This window comes from Amycolatopsis azurea DSM 43854, assembly GCF_001995215.1.
Lineage (GTDB): Bacteria > Actinomycetota > Actinomycetes > Mycobacteriales > Pseudonocardiaceae > Amycolatopsis > Amycolatopsis azurea.
Genome location: NZ_MUXN01000024.1, coordinates 347,380 through 366,052, shown reverse-complemented (window position 1 = coordinate 366,052; position 18,673 = coordinate 347,380). Strand labels below are relative to the sequence as shown.

The 18,673-nt window shown below is 68.5% G+C and carries 19 protein-coding genes; 10 read left to right on the top strand and 9 right to left on the bottom strand.

What is annotated here, in order from left to right:
- Window positions 1–174: 174 nt before the first annotated feature.
- The 5 genes from B0293_RS31910 to B0293_RS31890 all read left to right on the top strand — a co-directional run bounded on the left by B0293_RS31910 (window position 175) and on the right by B0293_RS31890 (window position 5,009).
- A complete protein-coding gene (locus B0293_RS31910; protein ID WP_005151158.1) occupies window positions 175–828 on the top strand; it encodes an SDR family NAD(P)-dependent oxidoreductase in 654 nt (217 codons plus the stop codon).
- Between the two features lie 152 nt (window positions 829–980).
- Window positions 981–2,453, top strand: a complete 1,473-nt coding sequence (locus tag B0293_RS31905; protein WP_005151160.1) for an FAD-dependent oxidoreductase — start codon at window positions 981–983, stop codon at window positions 2,451–2,453.
- Window positions 2,450–3,523, top strand: a complete 1,074-nt coding sequence (locus tag B0293_RS31900; protein ID WP_005151163.1) for a hypothetical protein — start codon at window positions 2,450–2,452, stop codon at window positions 3,521–3,523. Before B0293_RS31905 ends, B0293_RS31900 begins: the two co-directional genes overlap by 4 nt.
- A 27-nt stretch (window positions 3,524–3,550) precedes the next feature.
- Window positions 3,551–4,156 (top strand): TetR/AcrR family transcriptional regulator, encoded by a 606-nt coding sequence (locus tag B0293_RS31895; RefSeq protein WP_005151165.1) that lies wholly within the window; start codon window positions 3,551–3,553, stop codon window positions 4,154–4,156.
- A gap of 124 nt (window positions 4,157–4,280) precedes the next feature.
- Entirely contained in the window at window positions 4,281–5,009 is a 729-nt protein-coding gene (locus B0293_RS31890; RefSeq protein WP_005151166.1) for a VanZ family protein, read from the top strand.
- Window positions 5,010–5,324: 315 nt separating this feature from the next.
- On the opposite strand, the gene B0293_RS31885 is transcribed toward B0293_RS31890, so the two are convergent.
- Window positions 5,325–5,792: a hypothetical protein gene (locus B0293_RS31885; RefSeq protein WP_005151167.1), complete on the bottom strand. Its 468-nt coding sequence runs from the start codon at window positions 5,790–5,792 to the stop codon at window positions 5,325–5,327.
- Window positions 5,793–5,881: 89 nt separating this feature from the next.
- Between B0293_RS31885 and B0293_RS31880 the strand changes: the two genes are divergently transcribed.
- Window positions 5,882–6,610 (top strand): TetR family transcriptional regulator, encoded by a 729-nt coding sequence (locus tag B0293_RS31880; protein ID WP_039915457.1) that lies wholly within the window; start codon window positions 5,882–5,884, stop codon window positions 6,608–6,610.
- Window positions 6,611–6,653: 43 nt separating this feature from the next.
- On the opposite strand, the gene B0293_RS31875 is transcribed toward B0293_RS31880, so the two are convergent.
- A complete protein-coding gene (locus B0293_RS31875) occupies window positions 6,654–7,271 on the bottom strand; it encodes a TetR/AcrR family transcriptional regulator (protein ID WP_005151171.1) in 618 nt (205 codons plus the stop codon).
- A 107-nt stretch (window positions 7,272–7,378) separates the two neighbouring features.
- On the opposite strand from B0293_RS31875, the gene B0293_RS31870 reads away from it, so the two are divergent.
- From B0293_RS31870 to B0293_RS31855, 4 genes are all read left to right on the top strand, one after another.
- The gene (locus tag B0293_RS31870) at window positions 7,379–8,836 is read left to right on the top strand and encodes a hypothetical protein (RefSeq protein ID WP_005151174.1); all 1,458 of its coding nucleotides are present in this window, start codon (window positions 7,379–7,381) and stop codon (window positions 8,834–8,836) included.
- Window positions 8,837–8,862: 26 nt separating this feature from the next.
- Window positions 8,863–10,104, top strand: coding sequence for a sensor histidine kinase (locus B0293_RS31865; RefSeq protein WP_005151176.1), 1,242 nt, complete (start codon window positions 8,863–8,865; stop codon window positions 10,102–10,104).
- Window positions 10,101–10,763 (top strand): response regulator transcription factor, encoded by a 663-nt coding sequence (locus tag B0293_RS31860; protein WP_005151178.1) that lies wholly within the window; start codon window positions 10,101–10,103, stop codon window positions 10,761–10,763. Before B0293_RS31865 ends, B0293_RS31860 begins: the two co-directional genes overlap by 4 nt.
- Before the next feature lie 102 nt (window positions 10,764–10,865).
- Window positions 10,866–12,329, top strand: a complete 1,464-nt coding sequence (locus B0293_RS31855) for a glycosyltransferase 87 family protein (RefSeq protein WP_052014264.1) — start codon at window positions 10,866–10,868, stop codon at window positions 12,327–12,329.
- Here B0293_RS31855 and B0293_RS31850 read toward each other — a convergent pair.
- Genes B0293_RS31850 through B0293_RS31820 form a run of 7 tightly spaced genes read right to left on the bottom strand, consistent with a single transcriptional unit; the run spans window position 12,260 to window position 18,559 of the window.
- A complete protein-coding gene (locus B0293_RS31850) occupies window positions 12,260–13,609 on the bottom strand; it encodes a TRAP transporter large permease subunit (RefSeq protein ID WP_005151180.1) in 1,350 nt (449 codons plus the stop codon). The genes B0293_RS31855 and B0293_RS31850 overlap by 70 nt on opposite strands.
- Window positions 13,606–14,304, bottom strand: a complete 699-nt coding sequence (locus tag B0293_RS31845) for a molybdate ABC transporter substrate-binding protein (protein WP_005151182.1) — start codon at window positions 14,302–14,304, stop codon at window positions 13,606–13,608. The genes B0293_RS31850 and B0293_RS31845 overlap by 4 nt, the downstream gene beginning before the upstream one ends.
- A complete protein-coding gene (gene otnC, locus B0293_RS31840; protein WP_005151188.1) occupies window positions 14,301–14,948 on the bottom strand; it encodes a 3-oxo-tetronate 4-phosphate decarboxylase in 648 nt (215 codons plus the stop codon). The genes B0293_RS31845 and otnC overlap by 4 nt, the downstream gene beginning before the upstream one ends.
- The gene (gene otnK, locus B0293_RS31835; RefSeq protein ID WP_005151189.1) at window positions 14,945–16,180 is read right to left on the bottom strand and encodes a 3-oxo-tetronate kinase; all 1,236 of its coding nucleotides are present in this window, start codon (window positions 16,178–16,180) and stop codon (window positions 14,945–14,947) included. Before otnK ends, otnC begins: the two co-directional genes overlap by 4 nt.
- Window positions 16,177–16,785 (bottom strand): hypothetical protein, encoded by a 609-nt coding sequence (locus B0293_RS31830; protein WP_005151192.1) that lies wholly within the window; start codon window positions 16,783–16,785, stop codon window positions 16,177–16,179. The genes otnK and B0293_RS31830 overlap by 4 nt, the downstream gene beginning before the upstream one ends.
- Window positions 16,782–17,579 carry a hydroxypyruvate isomerase family protein gene (locus tag B0293_RS31825; protein WP_005151194.1) on the bottom strand — a complete coding sequence of 266 codons (798 nt, stop codon included), beginning with the start codon at window positions 17,577–17,579 and terminating at the stop codon, window positions 16,782–16,784. The genes B0293_RS31830 and B0293_RS31825 overlap by 4 nt, the downstream gene beginning before the upstream one ends.
- A complete protein-coding gene (locus B0293_RS31820; protein WP_005151197.1) occupies window positions 17,576–18,559 on the bottom strand; it encodes a phosphoglycerate dehydrogenase in 984 nt (327 codons plus the stop codon). Before B0293_RS31820 ends, B0293_RS31825 begins: the two co-directional genes overlap by 4 nt.
- Window positions 18,560–18,673: the final 114 nt, after the last annotated feature.

Sequence of the window (18,673 nt, the reverse complement as noted above, 5' to 3'; positions counted from 1 at the left end):
GGTACTGGGTGCTGGCCCCACAGCGAGAACGACGGAGGCCGTCCAGCCGACTGGAATGGACAGTTGGACGGCTGGGGAGCGGCGCGTTTCCGGACGCCATTTGGACACCGGAATACCCGCGTACTCTGCGGAATCCCTGGGTTTCGGACACCCCGTCGAGCAGCGAGGAGCATCATGGCCGAACAGCGCACCGCCCTGGTCACCGGAGCCAACCGTGGGCTCGGACAAGCGGTCGCCGCCGAACTCGCCCGGCGTGGCCTGCGGGTCGTGCCGACGTCACGGCAGCCAGGCGAAGCGGGCGTTTCGCAGGTACTGGACGTCACCGACGCCGAAAGCGTACGGAACGCCGGAGAGCGGGTCGGTGACATCGACGTGCTGATCTGCAACGCGGGTGTGCTGCTCGATCCCGGCAACGACCCGCTGTCGGTGCCGCTGGACCTCGTCGAACGCAGTCTGGCGGTGAACCTGCTGGGCGGCTGGCGGGTGGCGCAGACGTTCCTCCCGGGGATGATCAGCCGGGGCTGGGGCCGGGTGGTCTTCGTCTCCAGCGACGCCGGTTCCTACGACAGGGGGCTTTTCACCGGCGCGCCGGGCTATTCGGTGTCGAAGGCGGCGCTCAACGGGCTGACCATGATGCTCGCCTCGCACACGAAGGGATCCGGGGTGCTGGTGAACGCGGTGAACCCCGGGCCGACCAAGACCAGGATGATGCCGATGGCGGAGCGCTCGGTGGAGGAGTCCGCGAACGACATCGTCCACGCGGCGACGCTTCCCGATGACGGTCCGTCCGGAATCCTCCTCGAGAACGGACAGCCCGCTCCCTGGTAGCGCGTTCCCGCACCATCGATCTCCGAGGGCCACCCGGCATCCGGGTGGCCCTCGGTGCTGTGCGAGACCGATTCCTTGACAGCCCCCGGCCTCATTCATACATTCATACAGGCGTTGTCAATCTGTATGAATGACGCTGGGAGTTGATCCGCATGCGACTCGGCAAGACCGCCGTCGTCCTCGGTGGCAGTGCCGCCGGTCTCTGTACCGCCGGAGCACTCGCCCCGTACTTCGACCAGGTCCTGGTACTCGAACGCGATGAGCTTCCGGCCGAGGCCGAACATCGGCGCGGGGTGCCGCAGAGCAAACATCCGCACTTCCTGCTGAACTCCGGCCGCCGCGCGATCGGCGCGCTGTTCCCCGGATTCGAGGACGACCTCATCGCCGCCGGTGGACTGCATCTCATGCCGTCCATGGACGCCGCCTATCTCGACGGCGAGGGCTGGTCGGCGCGCAAACGCAGCGCGATGACGATGATCTACAGCTCGCGGATCCTCATCGAACGCGTGCTGCGCGACAAGGTCCGGGAGCTGCCCAACGTCGTGATCCGCGAATGGGTCGCGGTGAGCGGATTGACCACCCGGGACGGCGAAGTCACCGGGGTCGCCCTCTCGGACCGCGACGAGCGGATCGACGCCGATTTCGTGGTCGACGCGATGGGCCGCGGTTCCTCCGTCGGGGCCTGGCTGGCAGCGGCGGGCTGGCCCGAACCCGAGGTGCGGACCCTCGACGCCAAGGTCACCTACACCTCGCGCTGGTACGACCTGCCCTCACCCGACGAGCGTCCCGGGTCCTGGTGGTGGCAGCACCTGGTGATCATGCCGACCCCCGACAAGGGCGCGCATCCGGACGAACACGAGTTCCTGGTGAACTTCTTCCCGATCGAGGGCAACCGGGTCATCGCGTGCATGGGCTCGTGGGGCCTGGAAATGCCGCGGACCACCGAGGCGTTCGTCGAGTCGGCCCGCCGGGTGCGGGCACCGCTGTTCGCCGCCGCGATGGACCGGTCCACCCCGACGTCCGAAGTGCACCTGACCAGGTCGACCGGCAACAAGTGGCGGCGTTTCGACAAGCTCCGGACCCCGCCGAAACGGCTGGCGTTCGTCGGCGACTCGATCTGCGCGTTCAATCCGTTCTACGCGCAGGGCATCAGTTCTGCCGCGGGCTCGGCACTGTTGCTGCGCGAGCACCTCGCCCGCGCCGAGCGTCTCGACGGTCAGTTCTCTTCGTCATTCCTTGCCGCGCAACGAAAGCTGCTCAACGTCCCGTGGAGCCTGGCGATGGCGAGAGACCAGGGTTACGCCTGCGCCGTGGGCACCGAAAAGGCCGGGGAATGGAAGCGTCGCGTGCTTTCGGCGATGTCCGGGCCGGCGTTCAGGCTCATCGTCGGCGCCGCCCGCGAGGACGACGTCGTCGACGAGCACTTCGCGAAGGTGTTCAACCTCGATGAGTCGCTGCGCGACATGATGACGAACCCGCGGGTGATCGCGGGACTTCTGCGCTACCGGGTCCGTGCCGCGCTGGGCAGGCACCGGGTTCCGTTCGACTTCGACGCCCGTGCCGAGCCGCCGGTCACGGACTACTCGCCGGGAGGCAGTGCCGCGAAACCGGCGGTCTCCCGATGAGCGCCGTCTGCGGGCCGGACGCGGAAACCGTCACCCGCGGACTCGGCTTCGACTGCCACGACGTTTCCCCGTGGCTCTCGATCCGCTCACCGTGGGAAGCGGCGCACTGGACGATGCCGCTGCTGGAACTGCTCGTCCTCGGCGGCGCCGTTTTCGCGCTGGTGCCCGCCATCCGACGGCACCGTCAGGGCGATTCGACGAATCTGGCGCTGTGGTGCGCTTCGCTGGTCTACCTCTTCGTCATCGAACCGCCGCTGTACTTCCCGGAGTGGTTCGGCTTGGAGGGGCAGTACGGATTCATCTTCGCCCACAACCGGTTCACCGCTCAGTTCATGTGGGACCGGCTGCCGCTCTACATCGTGGCGTTCTACCCGATGATCAGCCAGCTCGCCTACGAACTCGTCCGGTCGCTCGGGATCTTCCGTGCCCGCGGCGCGGCGATCGGAGCGGTGGCGGTCGCTTTCGCCTGTCAGGTGTTCTACGAGGTCTTCGACCACCTCGGCCCGCAGCTGAAGTGGTGGGCCTGGAACGGGAACAACCGGATCGTCAATCACCCCGCGCTGGATTCCGTGCCCATGAACAGCATGCTGCTCTTCGCCTCGGTCTCGATGGGCGCGATGACCTGGCTGGTGGTGCGCTTGGCGAGTGGATCGCGGCACGGGTGGTCGCTCGCGGGGCGCGTCGTGCTGGCCGGTGTCCTCACCCCGCCGACCATGGCGATCGCCGGTCTCCCGTCGAGCTTGTTCGATGGCAACACGACCGCGCAGGCTTGGATTCTCGGTGTCGAGCTGGCGCTGCTGTGGCTGGCGGGCATCTGGATCTTCGTCCGGCACCGTGGTCCCGGGGAACCGTTGGAGTCTTTCGCCCGGGTGTATCCCGCCGTCTACCTGGGAGGGATGGCCCTGCTCTGGCTGGGTGCCCTTCCTGCCTACTTCTCCGCCACGGACGGCATGACCGAAGACGGCGCTCCGGTCGGTAGCGGGCCCTACGCGCTGGCTTGCTTCGTGGGCGCCGGGGCGATGCTGGCCGCGTTGTACCGCGTGCGGCGTGCGACACCTGCCACCGTCTGAGATTCGCCGTTCGGGGAAGATGGAGCGATGGGGCACCATGGATGGCAGGGCAACCCTCCCGGAACCGAGCAGGAGGCTCGCCGCCGGATCGTCGAGGCGGCGACGGCCTGCATCGACCGGGTCGGTCTCGCCAAGACCAGCCTCTCCGACGTCGCCGCGGAAGCGGGCGTGACCAGGCAGACCGTCTACCGGTACTTCCCGAGTCTGGCCGACATCCTCGGCGCGGTCGCGCTCGACCGGGTCGAGGAGTTCGCGAGGCGGATGGAACGGCACCTGGCCTCGTTCGGCAGCCCCGCCGAGGTCGCCGTGGAATCCGTGGTGTTCGGCGTCCGGGCGGTCCCGGACGATCCTCACCTGGGACTGCTCCTCAAAGCGGGTGAAGCCGACGTCTTCACCGTCGCGGTCACCTCGTCACAGTCCTTCTCGCTCGGCGCGCGGATCCTCCGCAACGTGCCGGTCGATTGGGCGGCCGTGGGCGTGACGACCGACGCGGACTTCGAAGGGCTCGCCGAAACGCTGATGCGGCTGTTCCTCTCGTTCCTGCAATACCCCTCGACGCCACCCCACACCGACGATCAGCTGCGGACCCTCGTCCGCCGCTGGATCGGCCCCGCTCTGGGCGCACACCCGTGACAATCGGAACCCGTGAAGTATCGACGTGAATGGTAGTTATTCACCGACAATAGTCGGGGTTCTTGTCTGGCCTTCACGATGCTGCCACCCTCGCCGAAGACGATCATCGGCGAAAGGGGAGTGCATGGGATGGTGGTGGCAGGCATTCTCCGACGCCGCACCCTGGTCGCTGCTCACCGCCGCGGCCGGTGCAGGGGTCGTCGAGTTCGTGGCGCGGCTTCGCGGGAAGCGGCGGCGCCCGTTCGCGGTCGCGCTGGATTTCGCTTTGCTGGCTTCACTTTTCGCGGTCCTGCTGGTGGTCTTCGTCCCGGCGCCGACGGCTGTGCGTGGTCCGTCGGTGAGTCTTCACCTGCTGGCGGACGTCCTGCCGGTCTTCAGCGATCACCCGGATGTCGCGCTGGTTCAGCTGGCGGGCAACGTTTTCCTGCTGGCGCCGCTCGCGGTGCTGCTGCCGGTGCGCTTCGGCTGGGCGAAGCCGGTGTCACGGATCGTCGTCTCGGCGTTCGCGGTGTCCGTGTCGATCGAATGCCTTCAGGTCTGGCAGGACGCCGGCCGGGTCGGCTCACTGGACGACGTCCTGTGCAACACGGTGGGAGCCGCGCTCGCAGCCTGGTGCGGAAACCTGTGGCGTGGCCGGACGGCACCGTCGGGCACGGTTCACGTGTGGCGCCGGTCGGGGATCGAGGTCCGTCGCGCGGGCTTGGCGAACGCGCGCCGAGGGCAACGGCTGATCGGCCGCGTGACCTTGTGCGACCTTCCGCCGTTGGCCGAAGGCGCGACCCTCGAGATCACACTGTCCGAATCGGACGGTGGAGCCCTGCTCGTTTCGGCCCAGGCCTCGGTCGCGGCCTGAGTGGCGCGTACTACTGAGCAGTAAAGCTGCGGGGCGCCAAGTCAGTGAAGGCCTCCTTGAGGGACTCTGGGTCCCTCAAGGAGGCCTTCACTGACCGGTCTTCGGCAGTGATCAGCGAGGTGAAGGGGACTTCCCCCTCATTGCACGAGCGGAAAGTCCCCTTCGTCGCGGGGCATGCGGTCTCCGGAGGCGAAGGCTCGGAAGCGTTGCGAAAGCCACTTTCGTAACCTTCAACGTTGCGGAAGTGGCTTTCACAACCCCCGAGGCCGGCGTACGGGCGAGCGACTGAACACGCCACATTGGCATTACCCCTCACTACCTCGGCCGGACGCCCGAGAGGACCGCGTCCAGGCTGGGAAGCCACCGCTGCCGGGGATCCGGCTCCACGAGCCATTCCGCGTGGGTCTCGACGCGTCCGGAGTCGGCGGGAAGGGGAAGCAGCGCGCCCCAGGCGAGCACTTCGACGTGCTGAGGCAAGGAGATCCGCGGCGGGATCAGCCCGTCGGTCTCCGCGAGTACGGCGACGCGCGGACCCTGCTGGGTCAGCACGGTCATGGCAGGACCCGCGCAACCGGTCTCGGCGAGCCGGGCGATGACCTGATTGCCGTGGATCTTGGGCAGCGTCACGGCGCAGATGCCGTTCCCCAGAATCAGGAACGGCTGCGAGCCACGCCACTTCAGCGACCAGCCGAAGAGCCGGCCGTAGAAGGCGTCGCCGCGAGGGCGGATCGAATCCCGTGACGAGAGGGACTCGTCCGGAAGCACTTGCTGGTCCAGCGACATCGTCGGCGCCTTCCGAACGGCGGGTGGGGAGTCCTTCTCAGCGTAACGGCACTCAGTGTCACTAGCAAGTCTGCTGCTACCGTCCCGCTATGACCGATTCGCCGCGCCGAGCGCCGGTGACCAGAGCCGGGGCGACTCCCGCGGGCAGGCGCCGCCTGCGCCGCGCGCTCGCCGGCGCGGCCGTGGACCTGTTCGTGGCCAAGGGGTACGAGGCCACGACGGTGGACGAGATCGCGGCCGCGGCCGGGGTGGGTCGTCGCACGTTCTTCCGGTACTTCGACTCCAAGGACGAGGTGCTCTTCGCCAACCACGACGAGATCGTGGCCGAGATGGAAGAGACCTTCGCCGGTGCGGACCCGGAGCGCGATCCGGTGGAAATGGCCTGCGCCGCGGTCAGCCTGGTCCTCGAGTCCTACGCCGCGGAACTCGATGTCTCGCTCAAGCGGTTCACGCTGACGCGGACGGTGCCTTCGTTGCGGGACAAGGAGGTCGCGACCGTAGATCGCTATCAGCGGGTACTCGCTCGCTACCTGCGGGCGCGGTTCACGGAGCAGGGCGACGAGACGGCGAGCCTGCGGGCGGACGTGGCCGCCGCGGCGATCGCGGCCGCCAACAACCACGTGCTCCGTCGCTGGCTGCGCAGCGGCGGCCAGGACGACATCACCGCCAGCGCCGCGGAGGCCTTCGCGCTGGTCATCGACGCTTTCCGGACCGATGGCGCGGCGGCCGAGGAAACCACGGTGGTGGCCGTGATGACCACGGCGACACCTCTGCACGCCGTCATCGCCAAGGTGAACGCCGCCCTGGCCGAGAAGTAAGGCGGCCCACGCTGGCACTCAGTGTCAGTCGGGCCGGCCGGTCTCAAGGGTGCGTTCGCACGAGTGGGAGATAGATGGTGTCGATGATCTCGGTGAGCGTGCTGTCCGGGATGACGCTGACGTCGCGGACGAGGTATTCGTTGCGGAGCAGGTCGAGGGCGACGGTCGCTATGCGGGGCGTGAGCGCGTCCGGGCGGACCTGGCCGCGGCCCGCCGCGCGGCCGAGAACCGTGAGCCATCGACGCGTGCCTGCCTCCACGAGCTGGTCACGAGCCTCGCGCAACAGCTCAGGCTCGTCGCGGATCTCAGTGGCGAGAATGCGCAGCACCTCACCGTGTGGCGACGCGATCCGCTCGGCCGCTTCATGCAGCAAGGCGAGTACGTCGGTGCGCAGGTCGCCGGTGTCGGGCAGCTCTTCGGCCACCGCGGTGCGGTGATACGCGGCCACCGCCAGCGCGGCGCGGTGCGGCCAGCGGCGATAGACCGCGGATTTGTTGGTGCCGGCGCGAGCGGCGACCCGATCGATGGTCAGGCTCGCGTAGCCGCCATCGAGCAGTTCGTCCAATGCGGCCTGCAGAATCGCCTGTTCCAGTGCGGCGCCGCGGCGCCGGGACGCCCGTCGTGGATCTTCGGCGCCGCTTGATGTTGCGGGAACGACCATCCTCACAGTTTAGGGGACTACTCGTCCCCTAAGGTGCGCTGGGCTGCTAGCTTGACCGTAATAGGGGACGAACAGTCCCCTAAGTGTGTCGAGCATGGAGGTATCCGATGATTCACACCTCTTCGGCCGGGGATCTGCTGCCGGACATCCGGATCGGCGTGGTCCAAGGTGTGTCGTACGGCCTGTTCGGTCCGCCCGAAACGTTCGTGCCGCAGGCGCGCGGGCTGGGGGCGGGCATCGTGCGGGTGAACGTCTGCTGGTCGCAGGTGGAGCCGGAGCCGGGGCGGTTCGTCTGGGACACCGTGGACGCGATGCTGGACCAGCTCGACGGTGCCGTCGAAGCTTGGGTGACGGTCGTGTCCGGCTCACCGTGGGCGACCCGGCATTCGACAGGGTGGTTGCCTGCCTCACCCGCGGCGGACGCGGACCGGTACGGACGGTTCGTGCACGCGCTCGCGGAGCGCGCGGCGGGCAGGATCCGGTTCTGGCAGTGTGAGATCGAGCCGTGCCTGCCCCTGTTCTGGGATGGCACCGCCGCGGAATACCTGGCGCATCTGCGGCTCTTCCGCGACGCGGTGAAGCGGGCCGCCCCTGATGCGCTGGTGGTGCTCGGCGGCGCGGTGCCGGGAGCGATGCTCGGCGACGGCGCGGCAGGCACCCGGACCTGGTCGGCCTTCTTCGGTGAGGTACTACGCGATGCCGGGGGGCTTTTCGACCTCTTCGACGTGCACCCGTACGGCGATCCCTATCTGGTCGTTTCACTCGTCGAGGCCTGCTATACGCAGATGGCAGCGCACGGATACCGGAAACCGGTGGTGGTCGCCGAACACGGCGGACCGTTGCCGACGGAATTCCCCGGCAACCTGCCTCATCTGGCCGAGGTGCTGGCCGTACATCGGCAACAGTTCCTCGGACAGTTGCCGATGCCCGACACCTCGGAGACCCTGGCGATCGCGGAGGATCCCGCCGTGGTCGCGCTCTACGACAGGATGGACGAACTCCCGCCCGCCTTGCAGATGTTCATGGCCGGCTGCCCCGCCGAACTGGACGCGAAACGGCACCGGCTGGCGTGCCGGGACCTGGTGATGCGCACCATCCTGGCGCTGTCGGCGGGCGCACGGCGCAGCCTTTCCTTTCCGTTGGCCTACGAACGGCGACTGGATTCCGGCAGCCGGGTGGTGGGCGCGCTGATGTTCGACAAGCTCAGGCTGATGGACCGCGTCGGTGATCTGATCGAGCACCGATACCCGGCGGCCGAGACCTTCGAACTGCTCGCACGCCACCTCGAAGGAGCTGAACGAGTCGACAGGATCAACGTCGAGGGCTTGCCTGATCTGTACTTGTTCGAGATCCCGCGAACCGGTCGCACCCCACTGCTGGTCGCCTGGGAGCGCGCGGCCACCTGGGACACCGACGTGGCCTCCGCAGTCGAATTCACGAGGGAATGGGCATGTCCGGCCGCCCGCGCGGTGGATGTGTTCGGTGTCGAGGTTCCGGTCGAATCAGGTGACGGAACCCTGCGCATCCTCGCCTCGTCGACCCCGGTCTTCATCACGGGCCGTTAGCCGATCCGAAGGTACAGTGACGCCTGATGATCGACCGACAACGCCTGCGGGTGTGGTGGGATGCCCTGCGCTACACGGCATTCACCGGAACCGATGCCCCGCCGAAGCGTTCGGCGGGGTTGCGCTGGCTGCGTCGTCTCACGATCGTCGGCTGGGCGTTCTGGTCCGGTTTCGTCACGTTCCATACCGTTTCGGTGTCTTCGTCCGCGAAGACGTTCAACGTGATCATCACCGTGCTGCCCTGCCTGCTCGCGATCCGCTCGCCACTGTGGGGATGGCGCGTGCTGATCGTCGGCATCGCGACCACCCCGCTGACCCTGCCCGGGATCGCCGGCGCCTGGGGCTGGCATTGGGCGCCGGGCCTCGCGCTCACGGCGGCGCTCGTCTTCTACCTCGTGGGGGAGAGCAACGACCAGGCGGAACTGGCCTGGGCGGGGCTGATCTCCTTCGCCGCCGCGGCGCCCTTCGTCCGGGACTGGCGTGACGCGGCACTGCTCGTGATGCTGGGCGGGATAGCGTTCTTCCTCGGCAACACCGTCCGTCAGCGCAGGCTCGCCGAAGAAGAACGCAGGGCGCAGCAGGAACGCAGGCTCGCCGAAGAGGCCCGGGCGGCTCTCCTGGAGGAGCGCGCGGGGATCGCGCGGGAACTGCACGACGTCGTCGCGCACCACATGTCCGTCCTCGCGTTGCGTGCGGACTCGGCCCGGTTCCGCTTCGCCGATCCGGACAAGAACGGTCGCGACGCCGAGATCTGGCAGGAGTTCGCCGACCTCGCCGGGACCGCCCGTGAAGGCCTGACCGAGCTGCGCAGGCTGCTCGGAGTGCTCCGATCCGAGGACCAGGCGCTGCTGGTCGCGCCGCAGCCTGGACTGGCGAGGGTGGTCGAACTCGTCGAAGGAGTGAAAGCCGCGGGCACTTCGTGTGAGCTCGATCTGCGTGGTGATCTCGACGCGGTTCCGGTCGGGGTCGCGTTGTCGGTGTACCGGATCGCGCAGGAGGCGCTCAGCAACGCGATCCAGCACGCTCCCGGCGCGCCGGTCTCGGTGGAACTCGTGGCCGGGCGGGATTCCGTCCGGCTGGTCATCGGGAACGGCTCCGGTGACAGTCCGAAAAGGACGGATCGGGCGGTCGGCGGGCACGGCTTGGTGGGGATGCGGGAACGGGCCGCTATGCTCGCGGCGGATCTTGAGGTGGGGGAGAGGCCGGACGGTGGTTTCCTGGTCGCCCTGACCGTTCCACTCGATCGTGAAGGGCATGCGAAACCGTGATCTCGGTGGTCATCGCCGACGACCAGACCATGGTCAGGCAGAGTTTCCGCGCGGTGCTCGACGCGCAACCGGACATGCGGGTGGTCGGGGAAGCCGCCGAAGGCACCACCGCCGTCGCGCTGTGCGCCGAACGCGAACCGGACGTCGTGCTGATGGACGTACGCATGCCCGAACTCGACGGGATCGAGGCGACCCGGCGGATCGTGGCAGCACGGCAGGAAGTCCGCGTCCTGATTCTCACCACCTTCGACATCGACGAGTACGTGTTCGGTGGGCTGCGGGCGGGCGCCAGCGGCTTCCTGCTGAAGGATTCCCCGCTGGACGATCTGGTGACCGCGGTCAGGGTGGTCTCCGCGGGCAACGCGCTCTTCGCGCCCACGATCACCCGGCGGCTGATCGGCGAGTTCACCCGCACCCACGCGTCCGCGCACACGGGCCACTCCCTCGTGGCCGAGCTGACCGCGCGGGAGACCGAGGTGCTCCGGCTGATCGCGCGCGGCCTGTCCAACGCCGAGATCGCCGAAGCGCTGGTCATCGTGGAACAGACGGCGAAATCCCACGTCAGCAGGGTGTTCACGAAGCTCGGGGTGCGTGATCGCGCCCAAGCGGTCATGGTCGCGTACGAGGCCGGGCTCGTCGTTCCGGGCACCACGACCTGATACCGGGGTAGGGGTACGCCCGAGATCCACTACCGGGGTAGCGACACCGGAACTGGTCTCCAGGGCGATGTTTCCCGGCTCGCTTCCGGAGATCGTTTCCGCATGAAGTGGTCGAAAGAGCTACGGCTGAAACCGATGCCGGTCGTGGTCGGGGCGATGACCGTGTTCGCAGTGGTCGCGCTGGTCTGGTGGATCTCGGACACACCGCTCGGCATCGATTCGGCGGTCTACCGGGCAGGCGGATTCGCCGTGGTCCGCGGGGAAAGTCTCTACTCGCCACTGCTCGCGCTTCCTGACTGGGCACTGGAACTGCCCTTCACCTACCCGCCGTTCGCCGCGCTGCTCTTCACCTCGTTGACCGCGCTGCCGACCCAGCTGTGCTGGGGACTGCTCGCGCTGGCGGCCGCGCCCTCCCTCTACCTCGCGCTTCGGCCGTTCGCCGACCGGGCGCACCTGCCGGTTCTCCTGCTCGGCGCCTTCGCACTGCAACCGGTGTGGCAGACGATCGGACTTGGCCAGATCAATCTCGTCCTGATGGCCGCCGTGGTGGCGGACATGGTCCTCCTGCGCGATTCGCGCTTCCGCGGAATCGCGATCGGGATCGTCGCGGCGATCAAGTTGATCCCGCTGATCTTCATCGTCCATCTCCTGGTGGTGCGGCGATTCGCCGACGCGGCCCGAGCGATGGCGGCCTTTCTCGGGGTGACGGCGTTCGCGATGGTCGTCCTGCCGGGGGACTCGGTGCGGTACTGGACTTCGGCGATTCTCAACAGCCATTTCGCCGCGATGAAGGGCTGGGTGGGAAACCAGTCATGGCAAGCCTTCGTCCAGCGGACGATGTCGGACGAGACGAGCGCCACGGTGATGATCGTGGCGTTCAGCGCGGTTTTCGCGGCGCTGGGGATGTGGCTCGTGCACCGGCTCCACCGCGCCGGTGACGATCGCGCCGCGCTTCTTGTGACGGCCGGGTGTTCCCTGCTGCTGAGCCCGATCTCCTGGACGCATCACTGGGTGTGGGTGGTGCCGGCGTTCGGCCTTCTCGCCGCCAGGGGACATCGTGGGGGAGCGGTGGCGATCGCCGTCCTGTTCACGGGATGGACGGTCGCCGTCGTACCGGGCGGCGGTGGAGCCGAGCGTGACTGGACCTTCGTCGAGGCGATCGTCGGCAACGCGTACTTGATCGTCGTCCTTGTCGCGGGACTTCTGTGCCTACCCCGACGTATAACGCTATATACGCCGGGGCGACGCTCATCATTTCTCGGTGTCGGACACGGTCTCTCGACCTTCTCGTGTGTAAAGCAGAAGAAACGCGAAGATGCCCGCGATCCCGGCGATGACGCAGACTGCATCGGCGACGTCGGTACCGAACGTCGTCATGATCGACCCGGATCCGATGACGATGCCGACCGTTTGCCCGGCGACGACGACGAAGCCGCCGAGGAGGAAAGCGAACAGGCAGATCCGGGTGGCGGCGAGCAGTATCCGATACATGGCGATCACGCTCCGGGAAGCCACAGCACGCCGACGGCCATGAGCACGCCGAACAGCAAGGTGGGCAACAGGTAGTAGAGGACGACCGGGACGAAGATCCGCACCGGGTTGATCTCGGCGATGCCCGCCGCGACGTAGAGCGGCGCGGCGCCGGGTGGGGAGCATCCCTCCGACGACGCCCACACGAGGATGGCGGCGAAGGCGACGTGCGGAGGGATGCCGGCGGCGGTCAGCGCGGCGAACGCCACCGGGCCCACGGCCGCGACCGTGGACGTCGTGTTGAGCGGACCCGCGACGAGCACGATGACGACGCCGACCACGATGGCCGCCACCAGCGGGGAGACTCCGGTGAGCCGCTCCAGATACGGCTTGAGCTGGTCGTCCAGGCCCAAGGTCTTCAGCACGTTCGACGCGGCGAACGCGGAGATCATGGTGACTCCGACCAGGCCGAGCTTCGGCCCGACCGCACCGAACAGGTCCCACCACTGCGCCCGGCCCTTCGGCAGCACCTTCCGCTCGACGAGCAGTCCGACCAGCAGCATGACGATCGGCAGCCAGATGAGCAGCGGGATCGCGTCGGGCGCGTCGATACCGACGTGCGCCGAAACGAAGTCCGCGGTCGGTGGCGCGGTGAGCAGGATCGGGACGGCGATCGAGCCGAGGACGCCCAGCGACGGCCAGCCGACCTTGAACGACGCGCGAAGCGGGCGGATGTCCTGTGGCTCCATCGCCTGTACTCCGCGGCGTTTCACGATCGCGTAGGCCATGATCAACCGCATCCCCACCATCCACGCGCCGGTGACGAAGATCGTCGCGACGATGTCGCCCGCGCTGAGCACCGGCAGCACGGTCGGCGCGGCCAGGAGGATGAAGAACGCGCCGCTGAACGGGAATGTGGCGCCGACTCCGGCGTTTCCCGACAGCACGAGCGCCGCGGTCTCGCCGCTGGCTTTGGACCGCTTCATCCAGGGGATGGTGATCGATCCGACCGTGGCGACGATCGCCGCTCCGTTGTGGGCGACCGCGCCGAACAGTCCGGAAGCGACGGTCGCGGCGTAGGCCGACCCACCTCGGCGGCGGCCGAGGAACGAGCTGAGGATATCGACCATCCGCTGCACCAGCCCGGTCCTGGTGAGCAGCTCGCTGACGAAGACGAAGGCCAGTGCGGCGAAGGTGATCTCCGACTTCAGCCCGTCGACGAGGCTTTCCCAAGCGACGGCGAAGAAGTCCGCGCCCGCGAAAGCGGCCGTGACCAGGAACCCGACGACCATCGCCTCGCCGATGTTGCGCTTGAACACCGCGTTCCACACGACGATGGCGGCGATGAACGCGACCAGCGCCAGTATCGCGTTCATGGGCGAGTCCGGGATGCGCCGTCGGTGACGAGGCCCGCGTCGCGGTAGGCGGCTTCGGCCTCCGCGCCGGAGAGGAACCGCAGGAGGTCGGCGGCTTCGGGCGGGGCCGAACAGCCGAGTGCGGCCGAAAGTTCGCTGTAGTGCTGGGCTCCGTCCGGGAGCGGGCCGACGATCCTGGCCTGCGGTACGAACCTGAGTTCGCTGATCTGCTGGACCGCGAGGTCGGCGCGTCCGTCCGTGACGGCCAGCGCGGTGAAACCCTTCTCGACGATGGTGGCGCGGGCGTTCACCTCGGCGGCGATGCCCAGGTCTTCGAGCAGCTCGGCGAAGTGGATGCCGCTCGCGCCGCTGCGGGAGTAGGCGACCGAGCGCGCCGAGGTGAGGGCTGTGCGGAGCGCGTCCACCGTGCTGATGTCGGGGTCGTCGAGTTCGGGAGCGGTGGCGATGCCGATGCCGCTCTTCGCCAGCACGACACGCGAATCAGGGGCGATCGCGCCGGCGGAGGCCAGCCCGGCGAAGGCCCCGGACACGGCGATCACGACGTCCGGTTCGGCGCCTTCGCCGATCTTCTCGACCAGGATGGTCGTGGGGTCGAACGTGACTTCGACGTCGACGGCGTGCTCTTTCGTGAACGCGTGCAGCAGCACGTCGTCGAGCGCCTTCTTGACGGAGAGGGCGCTGAAAAGAGAGATCATGGGGTGTCCCTTCGAGCGGGTGGGGAGTGGAGGGCGTCGCGCTGACGGTCGGTCAGCGGCCGGGTGGAACGGCCCCGCAGGAGCAGGTAGAGCTCCGCGGTGTGCTCGAGTTCTTCGAGCGTGTCCAAGGCGGTGTCGAGGTTCGTCCCGGCGACCACCGGGCCGTGGTTGGCGAGGAGCAGCGCCGGGTGATCGGTGGCGGCTCGCGCGAGCGGCTCGGTGATGCCGGGGTCCCCGGGCGGGTGGTAGGGGAGCAGGGGGAGCCGTCCGATCCGCATCGCGAAGTAGGCGGTCAGCGGCGGGATGGCGTCGTGCGGGTCGAGACCGTCCAAACAGGACACGGCGGCGGAGTACGTCGAATGCGTGTGCACGACGGCGTTCGCCGATGGCCGCTGCCGCAACACGGTCGCGTGGAAGAAGGCTTCTTTCGACGGCGGTGGTCCGGCGAGGTGGTTTCCGTCGCCGTCGACGACCGACAGATCTCCCGGCCGCACCGTGCCGAGGCACGCCCCGGTCGGCGTGACCAGGATCTGCTTGCCATGGCGCACCGAGATGTTGCCGGTGCGGCCATGGGTGAGTCCGCGGTCGTACAGCGAGCGCGCCGCGGCGATGACGTGTTCACGGTGGACCCAGTCGGTGCTCATGAGCCGGACGCCATCGCGAGGAGGCCGGGTTCGCCGAAGTTGCCCGACTTGAGCAGCAGGGCGGGATGCCGCTCGTCCACCGGATGGATCCACGGCACGCCCGGTGCGGCCTCCGCCCCGATGACCCCGCCGCGGACGTCGAGTGCGGTGACGACCGCTCCCGAGGTCTCGCCGCCCGCCGCGACGAGCCGTCGCACACCGCGCCCGGCGAGACCGACGGCGATGATCCCGGTCGCCTTCTCCAGGATCTCGGCGGATCGTGCGACGCCGAGTTCTCGTTGTGTGCGCTGGAGATCCGCCGGGCTCGCCGACGAGTAGATCAACGGGCCACCGGCGTCCAAGGAGTCGTACCAGGCGAGCGCGCTCGCGGCGAGAGCGTCCGGATCCGGGGTACTCACCGGGTCGAGCCGGTAGGCGGGCCGGCCGAGCCGCAGCATGACGGCGATCTGTTCCAGTGTTCGCGCCGAGCAGCTGCCGGACAGCACGACGGCGGGACCGGACGGCGCGGGTGTCTCGGTCGCCAGGGGAGTGGTGGAAGTCCGCGCCGCGGCGAGTCCGGCCGCGAGACCGGCTGCGCCCGCGACGAGCGGTGAGTCCACCGCGACCCGGCCCAGCAGGCGCAGGTCGTCCTCGGTGAGCGCGTCGACGAGGACGTAACCGGTTTCGCCGTGGACGGCTTCGCGCAAAGCGGTTTCACCGCGCCGGACGACGTCGTGCGTGACGAGGGAAACCGGTGTGGTGGTCTGCGCCCGTAGCAGCCGCGGCAGATGCGAGTCCGTCATCGGGGTGGCGGGATGCTCGCGCATGGGCGATTCGGCCAGCAGGGTGTCGCCGACGAAGAGGTGGCCTTGGTACTGCGTGCGTCCGTGCCCGGGAGAGCTCGGCGTCATCAAGACGCTTCCAGGGGGCGAAGCCTGTGAGAGGGCGTCGAGAACAGGGCCGATGTTGCCGCGCGGTGTCGAGTCGAACGTGGAGCAGAACTTGAAGTAGATCTGCTCCGCGTTCCGGTCTCGTAGCCGTCGCAGGGCGTCCAAGGACAGCGAGACCGCGTCCGCGGCCGGGATCGCGCGGCTCTTGAGAGCGATCACGATCGCGTCGTGCGGCGGTGTCGCCTCGGTCTCGGGCGGGACACCGAAGAACAGCAGGGTGCGCAGTCCACCCCGGCGGAAGGCGACGGCGACGTCGGTCGCGCCGGTGAAGTCGTCGGCGATCGCGCCGAGAACGCCGGTCATTCGCCGATCACCGCCTTCAATCTGGCAGCCGCGCTGCGGGGTCCGGACACGACGGGTACGCCGAGTGCGGCCGACAGCTCATCGACGGCCGGGGCGAGCGAATACTGGGCGAGTAGGACTAGATCCCAGCCATCGGCTCGCTTCCGGCAGGTCTCGACGAGGTTGTCCGGCGCGAGCACTCCACCGATTTCGACGGTGGTCCCCTTCTTGTGCGCGGCTTGTTCGAAACGCGCCATCGAATCGCTCAGCGCGGGCGCCAGTGACGCGACGACGAGGATTCTGGAGTGCCCGCTGGACAGCGCGTCGTCGAAGGCGGCTTCGTCCGGGGCCAGCAGTGGCACCGGCACGTCGACCTGCTCGGTGACCGCGCCGTAGAGCGAACAGGTGAGCAGCACACCGTGCGCTCCGCCGTCGACCGCGTAGTCGATGAGGCGGCGCATCCGAGCGTCCAATGCGGGAGTGCGGCCCGCGTCGCCGACGTCCGCCAGGAGCCGGTCGTCGAGAATGTTCCAAGGCCGGGCCTGGGGGAATCCGGTCGCCAAGGCGTCGACGGCGGGCGGGATCGCGGCGGGCGTGGCGCTGATCAACGCGATGCGAGGGTTCATCGGACCTGCTCCTCGATCCAGTTCAAACCTGCTTCGGTGCTGGTGGCGGGCTTGTACTCGCAGCCGATCCAGCCCTCGTAACCTGCGGACCGCAAGGTGTCGAAGACGTCGTTCCAGGGGATGCGACCGGTACCGGGTTCGGCCCGGCCGGGTGAGTCGGCCAGCTGCACGTGCGCGGTCCGGGGCAGGAACTCCCGTAGAGCCGCGATGGCGTCCGGCTCGTCGATGGAGGCGTGATAGACGTCGAAGAGCAGGCTCACGTGCGGTTCGCCGATCGCGTCGACGACCGCGGCCGCGTGTTCCTGGTCGTCGAGGACGAAACCCGGGGCGTCCTGCTTGTTCTGTGCCTCCAGCAGCAGCCGGACGCCGGTACCGCGTGCCTGATCGGCGGCCCAGGCGATGTTCGCGACGTACTGGGCGAAGGCGCGGTCGCGGGAGACGCCGGCCGGGCGGATCCCGGCAGGGAGATGCAGGAAGGAGGCGCCGAGGACCGCGGCGTACTCCAGGCCGAGTTCCGCTCCCGCGCGGAACTCGGCCGCGCGACCGGGCAGGCACGCGTAACCGAGCCGTTCGGGGGAGCCGGGATCGCCGGTGGGGGAGTTGATGAGGATCTGGGTCAGGCCCGCGTCGGCGAGCCGCCGGAGGAGTGTGGCCGCGGGGTAGGGGTACGGCGAGGCGTATTCGACGGCGGTGAAGCCGGCCGCTGCGGCCGCGTCGAAGCGCTGCTCGAAGGGCAGTTCCGTGAACAGCCACTTGAGGTTGGCGTCGAGGCGGAGTCCGTTGTGGAGGATCATCGGCGTGCCACCGCCGTGTACCCGGGGTTGGCGAGGTTGCCGGGTGCCTGTCCCAGCAGGACGTCGATGACCTGTTGAGCGGCCATCATGCTGGAGCGGGACCGGGCTTGTTCCGTCGCGGCCCCGATGTGCGCGGTGACCACGACGTTGTCGAGACCGCGCAGCCTGTTGTCGAGTGGCATGGGCTCCTCCGTGAGCACGTCGAGAGCCGCACCCGCGAGCGCGCCGCTCTCCAGCGCGTCGGCGAGGGCTTCTTCGTCCACGACCTCGCCGCGTGCCGTGTTGATCAGGAAAGCCCCGGGTTTGACCTTCCGCAGGGCGGACGCGTCGATCAGGTGACGCGTGGTGTCGTCGAGGAAGATGTGCAGACTGAGGAAGTCGGCCTCGGCCAGGACCTCTTCGAACGTGCGGGCTTCGACGCCGGTCTCTGTCAGGAATTCTTCGTCCGGATGCGGGTCGTGAGCCACAACCCGCATGCCGAGCGGCAGTGCCAGTCGCGCGACGGTCTTGCCGATCGACCCCAGGCCGATCAGGCCGAGCACGGCGCCGTCGAGTTCGCGGCCGCTGCGCTGCTCCCAGCGGCCCGCCCGGACGCTCGCGATGTTCTGCGGGATCAGCCGGGCGCAGTTGAGCATGAGCGCCAGGACGTGCTCGGCGACCGATCGGCGGTTCGCGCCGGGGGTGTAGGTGACGGCCACGCCGCCGCGGGTCGCCGCGTCGAGGTCGATGTTGTCGTAGCCGGCTCCGCAGCGGCCGAACACCTTGAGCCGTGGCGCGGCCTCGATGACGTCGGCGGAGAAGGCGTCGGTACCGGCGACGATTCCGTCGACGTCGCGGACGAGGTCGGCCAGGGGAGTGCCGGTTGCCTCGCGCTGCGCTGGGGTGGTGAAGACGGTGTCGAACCCCGCGTCCGAGAGCAGCTTGTCGACCTCGCCGCCGGGCCGCAGATATGAGGTCGTCACGAGTACGCGCATGGTCATCCGGTTCGTTTCTCCTGTTCACGAGTGCCTGGATGCAAATACTATAGGATCTATGTCAATACTATAGCGATGCAAGATCAAGGCCTCGTGCCGCGCGGGATATCGTGACGCGAC